The 17,508-nt window shown below is 69.3% G+C and carries 19 protein-coding genes; 12 read left to right on the top strand and 7 right to left on the bottom strand.

What is annotated here, in order from left to right; genetic code table 11:
• From purD to V9K99_RS14025, 6 genes are read left to right on the top strand one after another with little or no spacing between them, the layout of a single operon-like run.
• The gene (purD, locus tag V9K99_RS14050; protein ID WP_337001498.1) at positions 1-1,278 is read left to right on the top strand and encodes a phosphoribosylamine--glycine ligase; all 1,278 of its coding nucleotides are present in this window, start codon (positions 1-3) and stop codon (positions 1,276-1,278) included.
• Positions 1,279-1,315: 37 nt separating this feature from the next.
• Positions 1,316-1,807, top strand: coding sequence for a SigE family RNA polymerase sigma factor (locus V9K99_RS14045; protein WP_337001500.1), 492 nt, complete (start codon positions 1,316-1,318; stop codon positions 1,805-1,807).
• The gene (locus tag V9K99_RS14040) at positions 1,800-2,399 is read left to right on the top strand and encodes a hypothetical protein (protein ID WP_337001502.1); all 600 of its coding nucleotides are present in this window, start codon (positions 1,800-1,802) and stop codon (positions 2,397-2,399) included. The genes V9K99_RS14045 and V9K99_RS14040 overlap by 8 nt, the downstream gene beginning before the upstream one ends.
• 12 nt (positions 2,400-2,411) lie before the next feature.
• Positions 2,412-3,857 (top strand): adenylosuccinate lyase, encoded by a 1,446-nt coding sequence (purB, locus tag V9K99_RS14035; RefSeq protein WP_337001504.1) that lies wholly within the window; start codon positions 2,412-2,414, stop codon positions 3,855-3,857.
• 3 nt (positions 3,858-3,860) lie between these two features.
• Complete coding sequence (locus V9K99_RS14030; RefSeq protein ID WP_337001506.1) at positions 3,861-4,217, top strand: hypothetical protein; 357 nt, start codon at positions 3,861-3,863, stop codon at positions 4,215-4,217.
• A gap of 1 nt (position 4,218) precedes the next feature.
• Entirely contained in the window at positions 4,219-4,611 is a 393-nt protein-coding gene (locus V9K99_RS14025) for a hypothetical protein (protein WP_337001508.1), read from the top strand.
• Here V9K99_RS14025 and V9K99_RS14020 read toward each other — a convergent pair.
• Positions 4,594-6,009, bottom strand: coding sequence for an FAD-dependent oxidoreductase (locus tag V9K99_RS14020; protein ID WP_337001510.1), 1,416 nt, complete (start codon positions 6,007-6,009; stop codon positions 4,594-4,596). The genes V9K99_RS14025 and V9K99_RS14020 overlap by 18 nt on opposite strands.
• A gap of 144 nt (positions 6,010-6,153) precedes the next feature.
• Here V9K99_RS14020 and V9K99_RS14015 point away from each other — a divergent pair, with 144 nt between their 5' ends.
• The 4 genes from V9K99_RS14015 to V9K99_RS14000 all read left to right on the top strand — a co-directional run bounded on the left by V9K99_RS14015 (position 6,154) and on the right by V9K99_RS14000 (position 10,834).
• On the top strand, positions 6,154-7,386 hold the full coding sequence (locus V9K99_RS14015; RefSeq protein ID WP_337001512.1) for a bifunctional glycosyltransferase family 2/GtrA family protein: 1,233 nt from the start codon (positions 6,154-6,156) through the stop codon (positions 7,384-7,386).
• Position 7,387: 1 nt separating this feature from the next.
• Positions 7,388-9,472: a glycosyltransferase family 39 protein gene (locus V9K99_RS14010; RefSeq protein WP_337001514.1), complete on the top strand. Its 2,085-nt coding sequence runs from the start codon at positions 7,388-7,390 to the stop codon at positions 9,470-9,472.
• Between the two features lie 169 nt (positions 9,473-9,641).
• A complete protein-coding gene (locus V9K99_RS14005) occupies positions 9,642-10,154 on the top strand; it encodes a hypothetical protein (RefSeq protein WP_337001516.1) in 513 nt (170 codons plus the stop codon).
• A 257-nt stretch (positions 10,155-10,411) separates the two neighbouring features.
• Positions 10,412-10,834, top strand: coding sequence for a hypothetical protein (locus V9K99_RS14000; protein ID WP_337001518.1), 423 nt, complete (start codon positions 10,412-10,414; stop codon positions 10,832-10,834).
• Here the strand turns inward: V9K99_RS14000 and V9K99_RS13995 are convergent.
• The gene (locus tag V9K99_RS13995) at positions 10,831-11,409 is read right to left on the bottom strand and encodes a TetR/AcrR family transcriptional regulator (protein WP_337001520.1); all 579 of its coding nucleotides are present in this window, start codon (positions 11,407-11,409) and stop codon (positions 10,831-10,833) included. The genes V9K99_RS14000 and V9K99_RS13995 overlap by 4 nt on opposite strands.
• A 53-nt stretch (positions 11,410-11,462) precedes the next feature.
• On the opposite strand from V9K99_RS13995, the gene V9K99_RS13990 reads away from it, so the two are divergent.
• A complete protein-coding gene (locus V9K99_RS13990; RefSeq protein WP_337001522.1) occupies positions 11,463-12,542 on the top strand; it encodes an FAD-dependent monooxygenase in 1,080 nt (359 codons plus the stop codon).
• Between the two features lie 31 nt (positions 12,543-12,573).
• Positions 12,574-13,440, top strand: coding sequence for a phosphoribosylaminoimidazolesuccinocarboxamide synthase (locus tag V9K99_RS13985; protein ID WP_337001523.1), 867 nt, complete (start codon positions 12,574-12,576; stop codon positions 13,438-13,440).
• A gap of 95 nt (positions 13,441-13,535) precedes the next feature.
• On the opposite strand, the gene V9K99_RS13980 is transcribed toward V9K99_RS13985, so the two are convergent.
• The 5 genes from V9K99_RS13980 to V9K99_RS13960 form a co-directional block, all read right to left on the bottom strand.
• Positions 13,536-14,024 (bottom strand): hypothetical protein, encoded by a 489-nt coding sequence (locus V9K99_RS13980; RefSeq protein WP_337001525.1) that lies wholly within the window; start codon positions 14,022-14,024, stop codon positions 13,536-13,538.
• A 109-nt stretch (positions 14,025-14,133) separates the two neighbouring features.
• Positions 14,134-14,763 (bottom strand): CDP-alcohol phosphatidyltransferase family protein, encoded by a 630-nt coding sequence (locus V9K99_RS13975; protein WP_337001527.1) that lies wholly within the window; start codon positions 14,761-14,763, stop codon positions 14,134-14,136.
• 43 nt (positions 14,764-14,806) lie between these two features.
• Positions 14,807-16,132: a hypothetical protein gene (locus tag V9K99_RS13970; RefSeq protein ID WP_337001529.1), complete on the bottom strand. Its 1,326-nt coding sequence runs from the start codon at positions 16,130-16,132 to the stop codon at positions 14,807-14,809.
• Positions 16,132-16,815 carry an ABC transporter ATP-binding protein gene (locus tag V9K99_RS13965; RefSeq protein WP_337001531.1) on the bottom strand — a complete coding sequence of 228 codons (684 nt, stop codon included), beginning with the start codon at positions 16,813-16,815 and terminating at the stop codon, positions 16,132-16,134. The genes V9K99_RS13970 and V9K99_RS13965 overlap by 1 nt, the downstream gene beginning before the upstream one ends.
• A 118-nt stretch (positions 16,816-16,933) precedes the next feature.
• Positions 16,934-17,455, bottom strand: a complete 522-nt coding sequence (locus V9K99_RS13960) for a PadR family transcriptional regulator (RefSeq protein ID WP_337001533.1) — start codon at positions 17,453-17,455, stop codon at positions 16,934-16,936.
• Between the last annotated feature and the right edge of the window lie 53 nt (positions 17,456-17,508).

Below are 17,508 nucleotides of genomic sequence, written 5' to 3'. Positions count from 1 at the left end.
GTGAAGGTTTTGGTGATCGGCTCGGGTGGCCGCGAACACGCACTGGTCTGGGCGTTGGCCCAGGACGTGGATGTCGAAGAGATCGTGGCGGCTCCGGGTAACCCCGGTATCGCCGTGCTGCGGCCGGCCCACGACGGACAGACGATCGTCTGCCGCTCGGTGGACATCGCCGACCACGACGCGGTGGTCGCGCTGGCGACCGAGTTCGGCGCCGACCTGGTCGTGGTCGGACCGGAGGCGCCGCTGGTGGCCGGCCTGGCCGACCCGCTGCGCGAGGCCGGGATCGCCGTTTTCGGGCCGTCCGGGGACTCCGCCCAGATCGAGGGATCGAAGGCGTTCGCCAAGGACGTGATGGCCGCCGCGAGTGTGCCGACCGGCCGGGCCTATGTGTGTACGACGCCCGAGGAAGCCGCCGAGGCGATCGACGCGTTCGGGCCGCCGTATGTGGTCAAGGACGACGGTCTGGCCGCCGGCAAGGGTGTCGTCGTCACGTCGGACCGGGACGAGGCGCTGGCCCACGCGGCCGGGTGCGAGCAGGTGCTGATCGAGGAGTACCTGGACGGCCCGGAGGTGTCGCTGTTCGCGATCACCGACGGTACGACGGTGCTGCCGATGCAGCCCGCCCAGGACTTCAAACGCCTTGCGGACAACGACGAAGGCCCGAACACCGGTGGCATGGGCGCCTACACACCGTTGCCCTGGGCACCGGAAAATCTGGTCCAGGAGATCACCGAGAAGGTGCTCCAGCCGACCGTGGACGAACTGCGCCGCCGCGGTACGCCGTTCAGCGGCCTGCTGTACGCCGGTCTGGCGCTGACGTCACGCGGTGTCCGGGTGATCGAGTTCAACTGCCGCTTCGGCGACCCGGAGACGCAGGCGTTGCTGCCGCTGCTCAAGACCCCGCTGGGCGGAGTCCTGTACGCCGCCGCGACCGGCAAGCTGGCCGATCACGAGCCGCTGAGCTGGAAAAGCGCCGCGGCGGTGTCGGTCGTGGTCGCCGCCAAGAAGTACCCGGCCAACCCGCGCAAGGGTGACGTGATCACCGGTATCGACCAGGCCGAGGTGGACGACGTTCGCGTCTTCCACGCCGGTACGGCGCTCGAGGACGACGAACTCGTCACGTCGGGTGGCCGCGTCCTCGCGGTCAGCGCGACCGGCAAGGACCTCGACGAGGCCCGGCAGCGGGCCTACGCCGCCGTCAGCCAGATCCGGATCAAGGGCTCCCAGCACCGCACCGACATCGCCCTCAAGGCCGCCCGCGGAGAAATCACCGTCTGAGCGGAACCGCGGCGCCCGCCCAGGTGTGTACTGAATTATGAGGGCGGCGGAGGTGGAGGGACTGCGGGAGTTCTACTCTGCGCAGCAGCCTCGCCTGGTCGGAGTGATCTCGCTGCTGACGGGATCGCGGGCCGAGGCCGAGGACATCGTCCAGGAGGCGTTCGTCCGGCTGGTACCGCGCTGGTCGAAGGTCTCCCGGTACGACGTGCCGGAGGCCTGGGTGAGGCTGGTCGCCGTACGACTGGCCGCCAACCGTCACCGCGACAGCAACCGGTTCACCCGGCTCTTCCACCGGCTGCCGCATGAGCATGCGCCTGATCCGGCAGAGGGGTATGACGGTGATCTGGAGCGCGCGCTGGCCGGACTGCCGATGCCGGCGCGGCAGGTCGTCGTCCTCCACTACGTCTGTGATCTGAGCGTCGCGCAGGTGGCAGACACCCTCGGGATCGCCGAAGGCACGGTGAAGTCGCGCCTGTCCCGCGCCCGCGAGGCCCTGTCCACGACCTTGAGGAGTGAGGACCATGCCTGACCTCAAGCAGGAGCTCCAGGCGCTCGCCGACCGCCGGTCCGCAGAGTCGAGCATCGACTTCGACTCTGTGCTGACCACGGCTACGTCAAGGCGGCGTCGCCGTACCGCCACTGTGTCCGCTGTGGCCGCCGCAGTCGCCGTGGCAACCGTGATCGCGCTCACGCCGTGGACCAACACCGAGACGCCGCCCGCGACCACCGAGACGCCGCCGGCGGCCGCCGAGAGTCCGAGGTTCGACCCCAGGTGGCCGAATCCGATCACGGTCACCCCGGCGACCGCCCAGCCCGGTGCGACGGTGGCGCTCACCTTCCCGGAGAAGAACGCTCGCGGCATCGCGTTTCAGCTGGCAACGGCGGCGGACCCGGAGAAGGTGCTGTACTACCTGACCTCGGACTGGGGGGCGCGGGGAAACCACACGCCGACGTGGTGGGCAGCCGAGGACGGCGAGGGCAAGGGCTGGGAGGACGTCGGGATCTCCGGTCCCGGGCCGGACCGCGTCGTGGTTCCGGACACGGCCGCGGACGGCAGCTACCGTCTTTGCACGGCCAATGCCGGCACCCAGGTCTGTGGACTGCTGACCGTCAGGCGGTGAGGTTCTGGGAGAATGGGGTTCGTGCCCAGCTCGAGCAAGCCCCGGATCCCCAACGTTCTCGCCTCCCGCTACGCCAGTCTGTCGATGGCTCAGCTGTGGTCGCCGGAGCACAAGATCGTGCTCGAGCGGCGGCTGTGGGTAGCGGTGCTGAAGGCGCAGAAGGAGCTCGGCGTCGCGGTGCCGGACGGCGTGGTCGAGGACTACGAGCGGGTGCTGGAGCAGGTCGACCTGGAGTCGATCGCGGCCCGTGAGCGGGTCACCCGGCACGACGTGAAGGCGCGGATCGAGGAGTTCAGCGCGCTCGCCGGGCACGAGCACATCCACAAGGGCATGACCAGCCGGGACCTGACCGAGAATGTCGAGCAGCTGCAGATCCGGGCCGGGCTCGAACTCGTCCGCGATCGCGCGGTGGCGACCGCCGTACGACTCGGGCAGCAGGCGGCCGACCACGCGGCGCTCGTGCTGACCGGGCGCTCGCACAACGTCGCCGCGCAGGCGACCACGCTGGGCAAGCGGTTCGCCTCGGCCGCGGACGAGCTGCTGGTGGCGATCGCCCGGATCGAGGAGCTGATCGAGCGGTACCCGCTTCGCGGGATCAAGGGCCCGGTCGGTACGTCGCAGGACATGCTGGACCTGTTCGGCGGCGACCCGGCCAAGCTGGCGCAGCTGGAGAGCGGGATCGCCGAGCACCTCGGGTTCAGCCGGACGCTGACGAGTGTCGGCCAGGTGTACCCGCGGTCGCTCGACTATGACGTCGTATCGGCGCTGGTCCAGCTCGCGGCAGGCCCGTCGAGTCTCGCGACCACGATCCGGCTGATGGCCGGGCACGAGCTCGTCACCGAGGGTTTCAAGGAGGGCCAGGTCGGGTCCTCGGCGATGCCGCACAAGATGAACACCCGGTCGTGCGAGCGGGTGAACGGCCTGGCGGTGATCCTGCGCGGGTACGCCTCGATGGCCGGCGAGCTGGCCGGCAACCAGTGGAACGAGGGTGACGTCTTCTGTTCCGTCGTACGGCGGGTTGCGCTGCCGGACGCGTTCTTCGCGCTGGACGGGTTGTTCGAGACGTTCCTGACCGTGCTGGACGAGTTCGGGGTTTACCCGGCCGTGGTCGGCCGGGAGCTGGAGCGGTACCTGCCGTTCCTGACCACGACCAAGGTGCTGATGGCCGCGGTGAAGAACGGCGTCGGCCGGGAGACCGCGCACGAGGTGATCAAGGAGCACGCGGTCGCGACCGCCCTCGATCTGCGCAAGGGCCTGGCGGAGAACGACCTGTTCCGGCGCCTCGGCGCGGACGGTCGCCTGGGCCTCACCGAGGAGCAGATCGTCGGCATCGTCGGTGAGCCGCTGTCCTTCACCGGCGCGGCCGTCGACCAGGTGAACATCCTCGTCGCCAAGATCGACGAACTGGCCAAGCGCCACCCCGAAGCCGCCGCCTACAGCCCGGGTGACATCCTCTAGTCCGTGTTCGAACCGCTCACCTGGGCACTGGTCGCCCTCTCGCTGGCCGCGATGGTGTTCGCCATCGTGCTGGCCGCGCTGGACAAGCGGATCAACTGGACTCTGCTGGCGATCCTCGGTGTGGTCGAGGTCGGGCTGCTGGCCCAGCTCGTCGTGGGCATCGTCCAGTTGGCCGGCACCGACCGGGATGTCTCCGGAGTGTTCTTCGTTGGCTATCTGATCGGTGGGCTGATCGTGCTGCCCCTCGGCGCGCTGTGGGCACTCGCGGAGAGCAGCCGGTGGGGCGCCGGCGCGCTGGCGTTCGCCTGTCTGGTGATCCCGGTCGTCGAGCAGCGCCTGCACGTGATCTGGACCACCTGAGATGACCGACCCGGAGGCGACCAGGCACGGCCCTGGCCGGATCCTGATCCTGGTGTACGGCGTTTTCGCGCTGGCAGCGACCGCCCGGGCGGGGGTCCAGATCGCGACCCAGTTCGACGAGGCGCCGATCGCCTACATCCTGTCGGCCGTTGCCGCCGTCATCTACTGCGCGGCGACCTTTGCGTTGGCCAAGGCAACCAACATCTCCCGGCGGGTGGCGACCGTGGCGATCGCGATCGAGCTGGCCGGTGTGATCGGGATCGGGGCGTTCAGTTACGCCGTACCGGAGGACTTTCCGGATGCCACGGTGTGGTCGCACTTCGGGCAGGGGTACGGGTTCGTCCCGTTGGTTCTTCCCGTCCTCGGGTTGCTCTGGCTACGTCGTACCCGGTAGCAGCTTCCATCGCAGGGCCCGCAGTAGCGTCTGTGGGCGGGCCAACGCGCTCGGGTGGTCGAGCATCGTCGTCACGCGGTTGAACTGGATGTTGACGTGCGGATCGCCGGCCGCGGCCTGGAAGACCAGGCCCCCGATCCACTTCACCAGTCGGTAGCCGCGGGGGTACGGTCCATCGACATGGGGTAGCTCGAGATCGGCTAACGTCGAGACCTGCCAGGCCGCGTCGACCACGACGCGGACCTCGTCGAAGTACGCGCGGGCAGGCTGGTCGAGCGACGGAGCCGAGCGCAGGTACGCCGACAGGCAGGACGCATGGAGCGTCGCCGACGTCATCCCCTGGCCGTAGACCGGGTTGAACGACGCCACCGCGTCACCGGCGACGATCAGGCCGGCTGGGATGCGCTCGAGTTCGTCGTAGTCGCGGCGCCGGCTGTCGGCCTGGTGATAGGTCATCACGTCGCCGATGAGTTCGCCGTGATCGGCGATCTGCCCGAATGCGGGTGGGAAGTCCGCCCGGCAGCGATTCCGGAAGTCTTCGAGATCGCGGGTCGGCCGGTCGTCGGCGTACCCGGCCACGAGCACCAGCCAGCGATAGCCCTCGACCGACAGGACGCCGCCCTGTCGCGGTGGCTGTCCGCTGCCGGGCTGGTTCTGGGCGATGGAGATCCCGATGTCGGAGATCTTCGGATCCTGCTTGAACAAGGCGCTCGCGTAGTTGAGCTTGATCGGCATTCGCCGCATCGGCGGCTGCGGCCGGCCGGCCGCACCCAGCCAATCGCTGAGGCGGCTCGACCGTCCGGTCGCGTCGACGACCAGGTCGGCGGTCTCGGTGACGAGCGGGGCGTCCACGGGCTGACCGGCACCGGTCGGCTGGTAGCGGACCGCGCTCACCCGGTCGCCGGTGAATTCGATCCCGTCCGCCCGTCCGTGGATCAGCCGAATGTTGCCGATCGCAAGCGTCCGCCGTCGTACGAGCGATTCCAGGAACGGCCGGGTGCTCACCAGCGAGATGCCGAGCGAGTCCCGGGGTGGCAGCGGGCGGAGGGCGCCGTTGACGTAGTTCCGGACCGTCTCCGGGTCTGGATTCGTCGCCCCCGCGGCGATCGCCTCGGCCGTGAAACCCGGGAACCAGCGGTCGAGTTGCGTGTGGCCCGCCGGCAGCAGCGCGTGCACCTGACTTCCCTGCGGTACGCCGGGCCTGGGCAAGGTGGACTCCTCGGACGTGTCCCGCTCGATCACCAGCACCTCGTCGGCGTGGTCACTGAGCACCCGCGCCGCCATCAGGCCGGCCATGCTCGCTCCGAGGACGATCGCGCGCCGCATCAGGATCCTGGTGCCGGCGGGGCGCTCCGCGGTGGCGATCCGGGCGAAACGTTGAGCAGCGGACGCGACCATGACCAGCCCCCAGGCAGCTATGACGGAAACTCAACTCTAGGTCGGCGACCGGAGGCCCGCGGCCCGAACGCATGTCGCCGACTCCCAGGAAACTGCCAGGTCAGCGCAGGGGCTGGCTCAGGTTCACCGGCCAGCATCGGTGGCATGCAGATTTCAGGTCATCCTCGGGTCGAGATCGTCGTACCCGTCAAGAACGAGGAAAACGACCTCGGTCCGAACATCAGGCGGCTGCGTGAGTTCCTGGACACCGCCTTCCCGTTTCCGGCCGAGGTCTGCATCGCGGACAACGGAAGCACGGACGCGACATATGAGATCGGTGCGCTGCTGTCGGCCGAGCTGCCCGGGGTCCGGATCGTCCGGCTCGAGCAGTCCGGCCGCGGCCGTGCGCTGAAGAAGGTCTGGTCCGAGAGCACCGCCGACGTGCTCGCGTACATGGACGTCGACCTGTCCACCAACTTGAACGCGTTGCTGCCGCTGGTGGCGCCGCTGTTCGCCGGCCACAGTGACGTTGCCATCGGCACCCGGTTGTCGAACGGCTCGCGGGTCGTCCGGCGGCCGAAGCGGGAGTTCATCTCCCGCTCCTACAACCTGTTGCTGCGGGCAACCCTGAGCGCGCACTTCTCCGACGCCCAGTGCGGGTTCAAGGCGATCCGCGCCGACGTCGCCCACCAGCTGCTGCCGCTGATCGAGGACACCAGCTGGTTCTTCGACACCGAGCTGCTGGTGCTGGCCGAGAAGGCCGGGCTGCGGATCCACGAAGTGCCGGTGGACTGGGTCGACGACCTCGACTCGCGGGTCGCGATCGCCAAGACGGTCGGCGAGGACCTGCGCGGGATCGCTCGGTTGTGGCGGAACCTGGGCCGCGGCCAGATCGACCTCGAGCCGGTACGCCAGGCCTTCGGCCGGCCCCGGATCCTCGATCCTCGGACGGCATTGGCCGCGCGGGTTCTGCGGTTCTGCGCGATCGGGGTGCTGAGCACAGCGGCGTACGCACTGCTCTATCTCGTCCTGCGGCAGGGCATGCCGGCCCAAGCGGCGAACGTGCTGTCGCTGCTGATCACTGCGGTCGGCAACACGGCGCTCAACCGGCGGATCACCTTCGGCGTTCGCGGCCTGGACAACCGCTGGCGGCATCAGCTGCGCGGACTCGTTGCCTTCGGCATCGGGTGGAGCCTGACCGCCTCGTCCCTCTGGCTTCTGCACACCGCGGTCTCGACGCCACACCAGGCCGTCGAGATCACTGTCCTCACCCTCGCGAACCTGGCCGCGACCGTGGTCCGGTTCAGCCTCTTCCAGACGTGGGTCTTCGACGACGACGCACCCACCTTGCCCACCTTCGAACCCCAGGCGGTTCTCGACCAAACGAGGAGCAACTGATATGGCCACGCTGAGTAATCCGGTCGAGGCCGATCCCGTCGAGGCGTCACCCCGCCGGGCCGGACCGCGGGCAGTCGCCACCCCGTTGACGCTCAGCCGCGACAAGGTCCTGTACGGCGGCCTGCTGGCACTGACCGCGATCGCGTACCTGTGGGGCCTGTCCAAGAACGGCTACGCCAACGAGTACTACGCCGCCGCGGTGCAGGCCGGGTCGACGAGCTGGAAGGCCTGGTTCTTCGGCTCCTTCGACGCGTCCAGCTTCATCACCGTGGACAAGACCCCGGCCGCCCTGTGGGTGATGGGACTGTCCGGGCGGATCTTCGGCTTCAACAGCTGGAGCATGCTGGTTCCCGAGGCGCTGATGGGCGTCGCGAGCGTCGGCTTCGTCTACGTGTCGGTGCGTCGGTGGTTCTCCGCGAACGCCGGTCTGCTGGCCGGTGCGATCCTTGCGCTGACGCCGGTCGCCGTACTGATGTTCCGGTTCAACAACCCGGACGCGCTGCTGGTCATGCTGCTCTGCGCCGGAGCGTGGGCGGTCACCCGGGCGATCGACTCGGACAAGCACGCGGCCCGGTGGATGATGCTGGCCGGCGCCCTTGTTGGGTTCGGGTTCCTCACCAAGATGCTGCAGGCGTTCCTGATCCTGCCGGCCTTCGGACTGGCGTACCTGATCGCCGGGAAGCCCGCGCTCGGCAAGCGGATCGTGCACAGCGTGCTGGCGCTCGTCTCGCTGATCGTCAGCGCCGGGTGGTGGATCGCGATCGTCGAACTGATGCCGGCCTCGGCCCGCCCGTACATCGGCGGATCCCAGAACAACAGCGTTCTCGAGCTGACCCTCGGCTACAACGGTCTCGGCCGGTTGAACGGCAACGAGACCGGATCCGTCGGCGGTGGCGGTGGCGCCGGGTGGGGTGGTGCGACCGGTCTGCAGCGTCTGTTCGGCGGTGAGTTCGGCAGTCAGATCGCATGGCTCCTGCCGGCCGCGTTGCTGTCGACGATCGTCCTGGTCGTTGCCGCAGGCAAGGCCGCGCGGACGGACAAGACGCGTGCGTTCGCGATCCTGTGGGGCGGCTGGCTGGTCGGCACCGGGCTGACCTTCAGCTACATGCAGGGCATCATCCACAGCTACTACATGATCGCGCTGGCACCTGCGATCGGTGCGCTGGTCGGTGCCGCGATGTCGGTGCTGTGGCGACGGCGGACCGAGTGGTTGCCGCGCGCAACTCTGGCCGGTGGCGCACTGCTGACCGGCGGCTGGGGCTTCGCGCTGCTGAACGAGACGCCGTCCTGGCACCCGTGGCTGCGGTGGGTCGTGCTGCTGACCGGCGTACTCGGAGCTGGGGCCGTGATGATGCTGCCGGAGCTGAAGCTGAACCGTACGGCGGCTCAGCGGGCCGGTGTGTTCGCCGGGGTGCTGCTGGCGGTGAGTGCACTGACCGGACCGGCGGCGTACTCGCTGGCGACGATCAACTCGGCGCACGCTGGTGCGCTCCCGTCCGCTGGGCCCTCGGGTGCCGGCGGGATGGGTGGCGGACCCGGCGGCGGTGGCGGGATGGGCCGGATGGGCACTCCGCCTGGGCAGGACGGCAATGGTACGACGGGCGGTCCGGCGACTGGAAACGGTGCGGGCAACGGTACGAACGGTGTGCCGGGGACGACTGGGAACGGGACCACCGGGACTGGCCGGGGGACTGGTGGCGGTGGGATCGGCGGGTTCCTCGGTGGCGGCGGGATCAGCGGAGTGTCGAGTGAGCTGATCACGCTGCTGCAGAACGGTTCCAAGGGCTACACCTGGGCGGCCGCGGCAGTCACCGCGAACGGGGCCGCGCCACTGCAGATCGCCTCCGGCGAACCGATCATGGCGATCGGCGGCTTCAACGGCACCGACCCGGCGCCGTCGCTGGCCGAGTTCCAGGAACTGGTTGCTCAGGGCAAGGTCCACTACTTCATCGGCAGCGGTGGCGCTGGGATGGGCGGCCGGAGCGGCACCTCGAGCGAGATCGCCACCTGGGTCGCGGAGAACTTCCAGGCCCAGACCGTCGGCAGCACCACCGTGTACGACCTGACCACCAGCACCACCAGCTGAGAAATCGGAGCGCAGAGATATGACTCAGAACACCAACCCCCCGATCCCCGAGGGCCCCGCCCACCGCTTCACCAACCACCCGGGCGCCCCTGCACCCAGCACCCACCCGGGCGCCCCCGGTCCGCAGCTCGCCGGCCCGGGAATCCCTGACGCGGCTCCTGGAGCGCAGGTGCCGCCCAACGAGGCCCATTGGCAGGCCGCCCGTACCGGCAACGCGGGCAACCCCGACGACACCGCGGTCATCCCAACTGCGTCCGCCGGATCCGCCGAGGGTGCTGCCGCCGCCGCTGCACCCGTGCCGGGTGCTGGGAATGGCAACGGCGACGGGCGCCCGAGCAACCTGGTGCTGGCGGGCGCCGGATCTCTGCTGGCTGTGCTGGCGTTCCTGGGCGGGACGGCTGTCGGGCACGCCTGGGACGGCTTCAACACCCAGCAAAACCAGGGCGGCCCAGGCGGTGGAGGCCGCCAGTTCCCCCAGTTCCCCGGCCAGCAAGGCCAGCAGGGTCAGCAGGGTCAGGTCCCGGGCCAAGGCATGAACGGCCAGGGCCAAGGCGCCACCGGCCAGGGCCAGGGCACCACCGGCCAAGGTCAGAGCACCGTCCCCGGTCAAGGCCAGGGTCAACGCACAGACCCAGGCCAAGGCCAGCCCAGCACCGGCACAGGCCAAACCCAAACCAGCTAACCCACCAAACCACGTGGTGGCGGTGGAGCAGCCCGGCGGGTTGTGAGGGTGGACAGGCTGGCTCGTCGGGCAGGTGCCGCCCGCCTGGGCTTCGCAGGGCGCCGGGGAGGACCACTTCGTGGGGTGGTTCGTAGGGTGGTCGCCCGGCCCAACTGGGATTGACTTCCGGTTGGTCCGGGCGTTCGTCGGTCGGTCACTGTCGGTGGCGACACGCGCTGAACGGTTCGCGGTGGCCTTGGGTGGGGTAAGGATCGGGGGTGGAATGGTCGAACGTCACCTGGTTCCTGACCGCTCTCGGTGCGGTCGTTGTGCTGCTGACGCGCGTCCGGCTCGGCGCGACCGTTGTCGACGGCACCGGTCACGGCGCCGGCCGGCACGGGTACTCTGCCGTCCTGCTACGCCTGCACACCGTTGTCGGTGTGATCACGTTGATCGGCTGGGTCGTTGCCCTGGTCACCGGTCGTCGTGAGATCGCCCTGCTGATCCTGGCCGGGTGGTGGCTGCTGACAGTTTTCGGATTGTTGCTCTTGGCCCGTTGGTTGCCCAGTGGCGGCAAACACTCCGAGGACACCAAGGGCGACGCCTGGGGCTCCGGCGCCGGCCTGTCCGTCCTCGGTCACGTCGGCATGCTGCTCGGCGTCTGCTACTTCACCTTCGTCACCGTGACGGACAGGCTCTAACGCACCAAACCGTCCACCAGCGCTGTGATCGATCGCCGTACGCCGGTCTCGAACTCCTCCTGTGAGAGCGACGCCCCAGCGCCCGCGACCCGGTCGTACAGCAGTCCGTCCATCATCGCCGCCGCGGGCCACGCCGCCTCGGACGGGTTCGGTACGCCGAGTCCGTCGAGCAACTGGCCCAGCATCGCCCGCAGATGCCGCCCGCCCTCGGTGATCGCCGCCCGCAGCTCCGGCTGACGGCTCGCCTCGAGCGACAACTCGTAGCGCGCGACCAGGTCGTCCGGCCGATCCCGCGCCAAGCTGACCACCATCTCGATCATCAGCTCCAGCGGCGACATCCCAGGGCCGACCGGCGGCGACTCGCTCAGATCGCGGGCGAGCATCCGGTTCACGCAGGCGGTGAGCAACGCGCTCCGGGTGCGGAGGTAGTACGACGTCGAGCCCGGCGGCAGCCCGGCCTCTGTGTCGACCGCGCGATGTGTCAGCCCGCGCAGCCCGCGGGTGGCGACCAGATGAATCGCGGCGTCCGCGATGGCGTCCCGTCGATCCGCACCGAGCGGAACCTGCTTCGTCACGGCCGTCAGTCTCCCACTTCCCAGGAATCCTCTACAAGTGTAGAGTCTCGCATATGAGTACGGCGATAGTGGTAGGAGCGGGAATCGGCGGGGTCACGGCGGCCGTCGCACTGCAGCGGTGCGGATGGCAGGTCACGGTGCTGGAGCGGGCGCCGGAGTTGGGTGAAGTGGGTGCCGGGATCTCGGTCTGGCCGTCGGCGGTCGCCGTACTGGAGGAGCTCGGGGTGAAGGGCGTCGAGAAGGCGTCCGTGGCGTCCAAGCCGGCTGGAATGCGCAAGCCCGACGGCCGCTGGGTGGTGGAGGCGGCGGACCTCGGGGTCGAGATCCCGGTGATGATCCACCGGGCGCAGCTGCACGACCTGATCACGGATCAGTTCGGCCCGGCGATCACGGTCCGGACCGGGTACACCGTCACCAAGGTCGCTCAGGACGAGACCGGGGTGACGATCAACGACGAGCTGCGGGCGGATCTGGTGGTGGGAGCCGACGGCATCCGCAGTGTGATCCGCCAAACGCTCTACCCGGAATACAAGGGACCGCAGTACTCCGGATACACGGCGTACCGAGGCGTTGCCGACGTACAGATCGATGACGGTGGTGGCGAGACTTGGGGCCGTGGGCAACGGTTCGGGTTCGCGCAGCTCATCGACGGGCGGGTCTACTGGTACGCGACGGCCAATCAGCCTGCTGGTCAGCTCGGCGATCACGCGACGCTGACCAAGGAGTTCGGCGACTGGCATGATCCGATCCCGGCGCTGCTCGCGGGGACGCCGCCGGAAGCCGTTCTGCAGAACGACATCCACGACCTTCCGGTGCCGCTGGTGCCGTTCGTCCAGGGCCGCGTGGTCCTGCTCGGCGACGCCGCCCACGCGATGACGCCGAACCTCGGCCGCGGTGCCTGCTCGGCGATCGAGGACGCCGGTTCCCTGGCGAAGCACCTGACCGGCGCCAATGACGTGAGTACGGCGCTGGCGGCGTACGACCGGGACCGGCGGAAGGCGACGACCCAGCTGGTACGGCGGTCGCGTGCGGTCGGCCGGCTCGGCCAGATGGAGAACCCGGTGGTGTGTGCGGTCCGGGACGGACTGTTCGCGCTCGGTGCCAAGCTGGTGTCGCTGCGGAGGCGGAAGTAGCCGTCCCCGTGGCGGATGGAAGAATCGCGGTGTGACCACAGCCCCTGAGATTCCTGGTGCCAAGCACATCCACTCCGGCAAGGTCCGCGACCTGTACGAGCTGGAGTCCGGCGAACTGCTGATGGTCGCCAGCGACCGGCAGAGCGCGTTCGACTGGGTCCTGGAGACGCCGATCCCGGACAAGGGCAAGGTACTCACGGCGATGAGCCTGTGGTGGTTCGAGGTGCTGGACGTGCCGAACCACATCCTGTCCACCGACGTACCGGCCGAGGTGGCCGGCCGTGCGGTGATCTGCGAGAAGCTCGCGATGTTCCCGGTCGAGTGCGTCGCCCGCGGTTACCTGAGCGGCTCCGGCCTGCTCGACTACAACGCCACCGGTAGCGTCTGCGGCATCCCGTTGAAGCCCGGACTGGTCGAGGGCTCCCGGTTGGACGAGGCGATCTTCACCCCGGCAACCAAGGCCGAGCTCGGCGAGCACGACGAGAACGTCTCGTACGACGCTGTGGTCGCAAAGGTCGGCGCGGAGACGGCGGCCGCGCTGCGGGACACGACGCTGGACATCTACACGCGGGCGCACGGGATGGCGGCCGAACGCGGGATCATCGTGGCCGACACGAAGTTCGAGTTCGGGGCGCGGGCGGACGGGACGATCGTGCTGGCCGACGAGGTGCTGACGCCGGACTCGAGCCGGTTCTGGCCGGCCGATCAGTGGGAGCCGGGTCGGCAGCAGCCGTCGCTGGACAAGCAGATCATCCGCGACTGGCTCCAGTTCGAGTCCGGCTGGGACCGCAAGTCCGGCGAGGCCCCGCCGCCACTGTCCGACGAGGTGGTCGAACGCACCCGCTCGGCGTACATCAACGCGTACGAGCAGCTGACCGGTCGCACGTTCACCGGGTGAGGCCGGACCTCCACGCCATCACAATCGGCGGTTGGTGCCAGGTGCTCGCGGGAGGGCGTCGTCGGGCGCGCCATTGTGATGGGCCGGCGGTCCGCTTAGAACAGGCTGACGCCTAGGGCCAGGAGGACGAAGCGGGCGGTTCGGCCGGCGAGGACGGAGAGGGTGAAGGTGACGACGCCCATCCGGGAGGCGCCGCCGATGAGGGCGACGCCGTACAGGGGTGGGATGCCGACCGACGCGCTCAGCAGGGTCACCGGGACGCCCCAGCGGCGGTCGCTCATCGCGTCGAGCAGGCGCTTGCTGACGTCGCGGTTCCACTGGACGAAGCGGCCCCAGCGGGTAGTGAGGTCGACCGCCTTCGGTTCCTTGGTCTTGCGGGCGGCGTACCCCGGGCGGTACCGGACGGCGAGGAACATCGCGACCTTGCCGATCGTCTGCCCGACCGAAACCCCGATCGCCGCGACCACCGGGTCCAGCGCGCCGGAAACGCCGACGCCGAGGACGTACGCCTCAGCGTTCATCACCGGGATGACAGCGGACCCGATCCCGAAGCCCACCGCCAGCACCAGTTGCCACACCCACATGACTCCGAGGCTATGCGCTACCAGCACGGTTGCCACGCAAGTCACCCCCACTCCAGGGCAGAACCAGGGCCCTTCCCCATCCACTCCCTCCCACCCTTGACAGCACCTCTCAAGCCGTCAGAGACGGTACGGCGGCCCGGCGGCCCCGGAGGATGGTCAGCAGACGGTAGGTGGACGCGACCTTCACGACCAGTGCGGCGACCGCGACGCCGTACGGGAGCCAGTGGGCGCCGGTCTGGTGGGCGATCACCAACGAGATCACCACGGCCGCGGTGTTGACGGCCTTGGCGGGCTTCGACCAGTTCCAGAGCCAGATCGGGCGGTCGACCTTGTAGAAGTAGTTGGGGCTGAGCGTGCCGGGCCAGAGCAGGAAGGCCAGCGACAGCATCGTGTCCAGTACGCCGAACTGGACCAAGAAGATCGCCAACGGCCCGATGGTCGCTGGGAAGGTTGCCATGAACGCGGCTGCCAGGAGGAACGAGCAGGCTCGGTCGCAGACGATGTCGAACACCGCACCGGCCACGGACTCCTCGTTCCGGTAGCGAGCGACCGCTCCGTCGGCCATGTCGCCGAGCCAGTAGGCGGCGTACCCGATCACCAGCCAGCTCAGGGCGCCGGTACGGAACGCGATCGCAGCAATCACCATCGCGACAACCGTGCGGACCAGGGTGATGCGATTCGGAACGCCCAGCAGGAACGCCGGCCGGTTGGCCAACGGAATCGAGGTGGTCGTGGTCATGGGGCCTCCAGGCCTGGACTGACGAGCGGAGGAGCACCTGTCATCAGGCTGCCCTCAGGTTTTCGGGGTCTAAGGCGTCCCGTAGTTGGTTGCGGAGTAGGAAGCCGGCGGCGACGCCGCCTAGCAGGCCGAGTAGCCAGCCGGCGAGGGTCAGGCCGGCGGTGGTGACCAGCATGCTCGGTTCGAACGGGTCGGGGGCCGCGCCGACCATCCGGGCGAGGCCGAACAGCGAGCCCAGGAACAGGCCCAGGGCGAGCGCCGGTCCCGCGATCGCGGTCAGTTGGCGGCGGATGACGCGGCGGAGGAACCGCGCGTCGACCCCGAGCGCGGTGAGGCAGGCGAGCTGCCGGCGCTGGTCCACCAACTGGTCGGCGACGCTGACGATCAGTGCGGCCAGTGCGGTCGTGGTGACCAGCAGCAGTCCGACCACGGCGAGCCCGAAGCCGGTGATGTAGAAGACCCGGTCGCCGTACCGGTCGAATTCGCCCAGGATGCCCGCGATCGCGTTGGCCATGGTGCCGACCAGGAAGCCGCAGCACGCGAGCAGGGTCGCCATCCGCCCGGCCGGGCGCGAGTCGGCGACGAGGCGGATGCCAGTGAGCAGATTGGCGGGGTCGCCGGACCGGCTGAGCTCGCGTCCGATGGCGCGGATCCACATCGAGGTCAGGCTGAAGAACGTCAGCGCGAGTCCGATAACCAGCAGCGTCGAGGCGACGTACCCCAACCAGCGGACGGCGGCCAGGCCGAGCACGATCATCACCGGACCGGCGATGATCCCGGTGCGGCGCTGCTGGGCTGGCTGCTCCGCGCGTGGCACCAGCTCGTCCCGGTGCAACAGGCCGCCGATCACTGCGCCGGCCGCGGTCGTCGTCACGACCACCGGAAGCCAGATGAGCAGGTCCAGCAGCTCAGCACCCGGGAGAACCTGGGCCATCCGCGGCAGCGCGCCCAGCAGCAGACTGAGCACTAGATAGATCGGTCCCGCGAGCACTCCGCCTGCCAACCCCGCCATGGCCGCGTCTGTCACGGACAACTGCCGCACTTGCTTCCCCGAGGCTCCGGCCAGTCGCAGCGCGGCGAGTCGCCGTTCGCGGGCCGCCGTACCGAGCCTCAAGGCCTGTACTGCAAGGCCGGCGGTGAGCGCGGCCAGGATCACGAGGATCGCGATCAGTCCGGAGCGCAGTCCGCTCTCGGCGACGTAGTTGCTGTAGATGGCCTTGTCCAGCTCGCCCCTGCCTAGGCGGGCGATCCGCAGGGCGCCGAGCAGGAGCGCTCCGCTGAGGCCTAGAGCTGCTGTGGCCAGCTGGATGCGGCTGCGGTCGGCCGGTGTGCGGGACCGGGCCAGGCGGACCAGGGTCTCGAGCGTCATCAGAGTGCGACCTCGTGCTGGATCACGCCGTCGCGCAGCCTGATCTCCCGGTCCGCCGAGGCCGCGACGAGGTTGTCGTGCGTCACCATCACCAGAGCCGAACCGCGGTACCGCGATGCCTTCAGCAGTACCTCGAGCAGCTCCTGCCCGGCTCTGCTGTCCAGACTGCCTGTCGGCTCGTCAGCCAGTACGACGGATGGTCCGGTGACGAGAGCCCTGGCGACGGCGGCCCGCTGGGTCTGACCGCCAGAAAGCTCGGCCGGCACCGCGTCGGCCTCGTCGGCGACGCCTACCTGCTTCAGCCAGTCCAGTGCGGTCTCGTGCGCCACTGCTCGCTCATGACCGTCAAGCAGCAACGGCAACGCGACGTTGTCGATCAATGGCAGGTCCGGCACGAGCTGACCGAACTGCAACACGATGCCGACCTTGGTACGACGAAGCCGAGCACGCTGGTCCTCCGGCAACGCAGCCAGGTCCTCTCCGGCCACCCGGACCGTGCCGGCGTCCGGACTCAGGATCCCGGCAGCACAGTGCAGCAGGGTGGACTTGCCGCAGCCGCTCGCACCTGTGATCGCCACGACCTCGCCGGGCTTGACCTGGAGCGTCACACCCCTGAGCGCCGCGTTGCGGCGGTAGGAGTACTCGATGCCGTCCAGTGCCAGGACGGGCTGCGATGCGGTCATGGGGCCTCCCGGCCTGGACTGAGGAGCGGAGGGAGCGAAGCGACTGGAGTGACGAGGGAAGGCCGGGAGCCAGGGCCCCATGACCACGCCGGCGCCGAAGGCCCGGCCAGAGGCACAGTCATGGGTGCGTCTCTTTCTGTTCGGAGATGTGTTCCAGGGCGGTGTCGAGCCAGCGGAGGTCGGCGTCGAGGTGGGCAACGATGTACTCGCGGACCAGTGGTGACGTGGGGTCGTCCTCGGCCGGTGTCTCGCGGAGCTCCCGGATCCGGCGCAGGTGGCTCGCGCGCTGCCGGGCCAGGAACGCGGCAGCGTCCCCACCTGTCCGGATCGCTGCGACCAGCTTCCGCAGTACCTCGTCCGCACTGCCCCAGGCGGGTGGCACCGGATCGCTCAGCCAGTCCGCGAGATGCTTCCGGCCCTTGTCGGTCAGTGCGTAGACAGTCCGGTCCGGCCCACCGCCGGAGGTCTTGTCCACCACCTCGACGAGTCCGTCCCGCTCCAGCCGCCCGAGCGTCGTGTACACCTGCCCGAACGCCAGCGGCCGCCCGTCCGGGAACCAGGAGTCATGGCCCCGCTTCACGTCGTACCCGTGGGCAGGGCCGCGTGAGAGCAGTCCCAGCACCAGCTCCGCAGTGGCCATGACCCGACTATACACCGCGTGTATGTACTGAGTGAATAGTCCGGTATTCCGGC

Origin of the sequence: Kribbella sp. CCNWLW201 (genome assembly GCF_037203805.1) — a bacterium.
Taxonomy (GTDB): domain Bacteria; phylum Actinomycetota; class Actinomycetes; order Propionibacteriales; family Kribbellaceae; genus Kribbella.
This window is presented reverse-complemented; position numbering and strand designations above follow the sequence as displayed.